Source organism: Streptomyces sp. MH60 (genome assembly GCF_002939385.1).
Lineage (GTDB): Bacteria > Actinomycetota > Actinomycetes > Streptomycetales > Streptomycetaceae > Streptomyces.
Genome location: NZ_MULI01000162.1, coordinates 1 through 4,111, shown reverse-complemented (window position 1 = coordinate 4,111; position 4,111 = coordinate 1). Strand labels below are relative to the sequence as shown.

The 4,111-nt window shown below is 75.6% G+C and carries 3 protein-coding genes and 2 pseudogenes; 3 read left to right on the top strand and 2 right to left on the bottom strand.

The genetic code is table 11. The annotated features are described in order from the left end of the window. Positions 1 to 786: bifunctional adenosylcobinamide kinase/adenosylcobinamide-phosphate guanylyltransferase (locus tag BZZ08_RS38175; RefSeq protein ID WP_104636706.1), on the top strand; the 786-nt coding region annotated here is incomplete at its 5' end. Here BZZ08_RS38175 and BZZ08_RS38170 read toward each other — a convergent pair. Next, a complete protein-coding gene (locus tag BZZ08_RS38170) occupies positions 775 to 1,530 on the bottom strand; it encodes a class I SAM-dependent methyltransferase (RefSeq protein ID WP_198601950.1) in 756 nt (251 codons plus the stop codon). The two genes, BZZ08_RS38175 and BZZ08_RS38170, sit on opposite strands and share 12 nt — an antisense overlap. A 112-nt stretch (positions 1,531 to 1,642) precedes the next feature. Between BZZ08_RS38170 and cobT the strand changes: the two are divergent. Beyond that, a pseudogene (gene cobT, locus BZZ08_RS38165) lies at positions 1,643 to 2,692 on the top strand (nicotinate-nucleotide--dimethylbenzimidazole phosphoribosyltransferase); the annotation flags it as partial. Here the strand turns inward: cobT and BZZ08_RS39770 are convergent. Next, a pseudogene (locus tag BZZ08_RS39770) lies at positions 2,685 to 3,422 on the bottom strand (hypothetical protein); the annotation flags it as partial. The pseudogenes cobT and BZZ08_RS39770 overlap by 8 nt on opposite strands. Positions 3,423 to 3,562: 140 nt before the next feature. Between BZZ08_RS39770 and BZZ08_RS38155 the strand changes: the two are divergent. Beyond that, the coding region (locus tag BZZ08_RS38155) for an adenosylcobinamide-GDP ribazoletransferase (RefSeq protein ID WP_104636704.1) at positions 3,563 to 4,111 on the top strand (549 nt) is incomplete at its 3' end.

Below are 4,111 nucleotides of genomic sequence, written 5' to 3'. Positions count from 1 at the left end.
GGCCTGGAGGAGCCCGCGGAGCCGTACGACCTGATCCTCGCGGACGTCGTGGGACGGCCGGACGCGCTGGCGAAGCTGCGCGCGGTGGGCGCGGCGGGCCCGACCACGGACGTCGTCGCCGTCCACCTGGACCACGACGTGCCGCCGGGCCGGGAACTCGCGCGGCGGCTCGCGGCGGCCGGCGCGCGGGCGGTGCCGGACGGCACGACGCTGGCGGTGGGCTCGTACGAGGACGTGCCCGACGTACCGCGGCGCACCCTCGTGCTGGGCGGCGCCCGGTCGGGCAAGTCGGTGGAGGCGGAACGCCGCCTGGAGTCCTTCCCCGACGTGCTCTACGTCGCCACCGGCGGCACCCGGGGCGGCGACACCGAATGGGCGGCCCGGGTCCGCGCCCACCGGGAGCGCCGCCCCGGTTCCTGGCGTACCACCGAGACCTGCGATCTCGTGCCGCTCCTGAAGGACGAGGGCCCGCCCCTCCTCGTCGACTGCCTGTCCCTGTGGCTGACGGACGCCATGGACGCGGTCGGCGCGTGGGACGACGCGGAGTGGGCCGACGGCGGCGAACGGGCGCTCAGGGACCGGGTGCGGGAGCTGACCGAGGCGGTCCGCGCCACCCGGCGCACGCTGGTGGCGGTGTCGAACGAGGTCGGCTCGGGCATCGTCCCGGCCAGCGCGTCCGGCCGCCGCTACCGGGACGAACTGGGCCGTCTGAACGCGGCGTTCGCCGCCGAGTGCGAGCAGGTCCTCCTCGTGGTGGCGGGCCAGGCCCTGGTGCTACGCGGCTGAGGCGTCCTTGCGCGCGATGACGCGGTGGCCCCGGACGCCGGTGAGGACCGTGCAGCCCTGGGCCACGAGTTCGGCGCTCAGTCCGACGGGGTGGACGGGCGTCAGGCGGCGCGGATCGGCCACGTCGACGAGCAGGTGCCCGCCGGGCCGCAGCGCTCCCAGCGCGGCCCGCAGTTCCGCCCGCGGGTCCGGAACCCGCTCCAGGTACTGGAAGAGGCTGACGACGTCGTAGCGCTCCCGCACCCGGACCGCGACATGGTGGTCCGTCAGGCGCCCGACGAACGCCTCCTCCACCCGCTCGACGACGCGGGCCCGCAGCACACGGGGGGTGGGGTCCAGGCCGTCGAACGAGGTGTACGGGAAGTACGCACGGGCGGCCAGCGGGAAGTCGGCGTCCCCGGTGCCCACGTCCAGCCAGCTCTCGGGCTCGGGACAGCGGCGGACCATCGCCCGGGCGGCCAGCACGTGTCCGATCCGGACGCCGGCCCGGACCAGGGGGTGTCCGGGCCCGGGCGTGAGCGGCGGATTGCGGAAGACGTGCCGGCAGTCGGAGCACCGCTCGACCGGGGACCGGTGGGGCGCCCCCTGCCGTGGCCCGTCACCGCGCCGCCGGGCCCGCAGCCGCCGCGAGCCGCACCAGGGGCAGTCCTCGCGGTACGGCCCGTACGAGGGGACGGGAGGCACCGAGGGGGCGGAGGTTCCGGACACGGGCGGCTCCCGACACACGAGGACAGGTAACGACATTCCAGGCAAAACGTTACGTAGGTGAGCGCGCTCAGGCGTGCAACGACGCTGCCCGGGCGTGCTGCCCACGGGCCCTCCTTGGCGTTCGACCGGGGCCGGTACTGTTCGGCGAATGAGCTCGCTGAATCTCGACGACTTCACCGACCTGATCGAGCGCCCCGACGGCGGGGTACGCCGCGACGCCGAGGCGCGCCGGGAGCGTCAGGCCGTTCCGCCCGGATCGCTGGGCCGCCTCGACGACCTGGGCGAGTGGCTGTCGGCGGCCCAGTCCGCCGTACCGGTGCGCCCCGTCGTACGCCCCCGGGTGGTGCTGTTCGCCGGTGACCACAAGGTCGCCGAGCTGGGCGTGTCGGCGCGGCCCGCGGGCGGTGGCGGTGAGCTGGTGCGCGAGGTGCTGGAGGGCGGCCGGCCGGTGTCGGTGCTCGCCAGGCGTCTGGACGTGCCCGTGCGCGTCGTCGACATGGCCCTGGACTGCGAGCCCGAGACGCTGCCGGCCGAGGTGGCGGGACACCGGGTGCGGCGCGGTGGCGGCCGCATCGACATCGAGGACGCGCTGACCCTCGAGGAGGCGGAGGCCGCCTTCCGGGCGGGGATGGCGGTGGCCGACGAGGAGGTCGACTCGGGCACGGATCTGGTGGTGCTCGGCGATGTGAGCGTGGGCGGCACGACCGCGGCGGGTGTGCTGGTCGCGGCGCTGTGCGGGACGGACGCGTCGGTCGTCACCGGCCGGGGCGGGCTGCCGATCGACGACCTGGCCTGGATGCGCAAGTGCGCGGCGATCCGTGACGCGCTGCGCCGCGCGCGGCCCGTCCTCGGCGACCAGCTGCAACTCCTCGCCACGGTCGGCGGCGCGGACCTCACCGCCATGACGGGCTTCCTGCTGCAGAGCGCGGTGCGGAAGATGCCGGTGATCCTGGACGGCGTCGTGACGGCGGCGTGCGCGCTGGTCGGGCAGCGGGTCGCCTTCCGGGCGCCGGACTGGTGGCTGGCCGCGCACGACAGCGGGGAGCCGGGGCAGGCCAAGGCGCTGGACCGGATGGCCATGGAGCCGCTGCTGTCCCAGGGCGTGAAGGTGGGCGAGGGCGCGGGCGGGTTGCTGGCGCTGCCCCTGGTCCAGGCGGCGGCGTCGCTGGCGGCGGAGCTGCCGGAGGTCTCCGCCGGTCCGGGCGGCCGCCGATCCAGTCCTGGACGACGCGGCGCGGGCCGGACCAGCGGCGGTCGTGGCGGTAGGCGCGCAGCCGGGCCCGTGCCCGGGCGCGCGGGCGGCGGGCGTAGCAGCGGCGGGCCCACGGGGAGCCCGGCCGGGCCAGCCGGACCGCGCCGATCAGGGCGATCACCGGCACGATGACCCCGAAGATCGCCAGCCGTGCCTTGCCCTTGGCCAGGGCGAGCAGGGAGAAGAAGAAGTTCCCCGCGACGGTCGCGATGACATTCGCGCGGTCCTGCAACTCCTCCTGGGACATCCCGTCGACACCGAACGGCGTGAACCCCGCGAGGACCAGCCCGACCAGGGCCGCGGTGAGCACCACGACCTCCACGCTCTTGCGCCCCGCCTCGGTCCAGTACACGTCGTCGAGGTGCAGGATCAGCGCGAACTCGTCCAGCACGAGCCCCGCCCCGATCCCGAAGACCACCGCCGCGAACGCCGACCCGAACCCGTACCGGCCCCCCGCGACCGCGCCGAACCCGCCGATGACGGTGAGCACGATCCCCGGGACCACGTGGTGGATGTGCACCCCGCCCGCCTTGACGTTCCCGAAGGGCCCCTTGCCCGCCCGGATCAGTCGCGTGATCACCCGGGTGACCACGAACGTCAGCACGAACGAGGTCAGCGCGAGGAGCAGCGGCAGTTTGCCCGGTTCCACGATGTTGCGCTGCCACCAATCTCCCATATGCGCACGTTACGGCGATACGCCAGCCGTGGTCGTGCCGCTCGCGCTGTTCCGGCCGGGGGTCCGGGGGTTGTCCCCCGGATGACGCAGCATTCCCGAGGCCCGTCAACGCCTCTCCGACCGCCGGGTAGTCTGCGCCGGTGCTCAGGACCCCCTCCCCCGACGGCCTCCGTTTCGCCTTCGGCACCCTCACCGTGCTCCCGGTCAACGTCACCCGCTGGGACCGGGACGCCGCCCGCGGCGGCATGCTGTGGGCGCCGCTGGCCGGGCTGGCCGTCGGTGTCGCCGCCGCGGGCACCGGGCTCCTGCTGCTGCTCCTGGGCGCGGGACACCTGCTCGCGGCGGTCGCCACGGCAGCCGTCCCCGCCGTGCTCACGCGCGGACTGCACCTGGACGGGCTGGCCGACACCGCCGACGGACTGGGCAGCGGCAAGCCCGCCGAGGACGCCCTGCGGATCATGAAGCAGTCGGACATCGGGCCGTTCGGCGTGCTCACCCTGCTGTTCACCCTGCTCGCCCAGGTGGCCGCCCTCGCCCAGGCCTACGACGGATCGTGGGCCCGGGGCGCGCTGGCCGCCGTGGTCTCGGCGACCGCCGCCCGGCTGGCGCTCACGACGGCGGCCCGGGCCGGGGTGCCCGCCGCCCGTCCGGAGGGCCTGGGCGCGGCGGTCGCCGGGGTGGTCCCGGCC

Bases quoted from the DNA above. Each gene is read 5' to 3' on its own strand.
- BZZ08_RS38170 (WP_198601950.1), bottom strand. From the start codon at position 1,530: ATGTCGTTACCTGTCCTCGTGTGTCGGGAGCCGCCCGTGTCCGGAACC.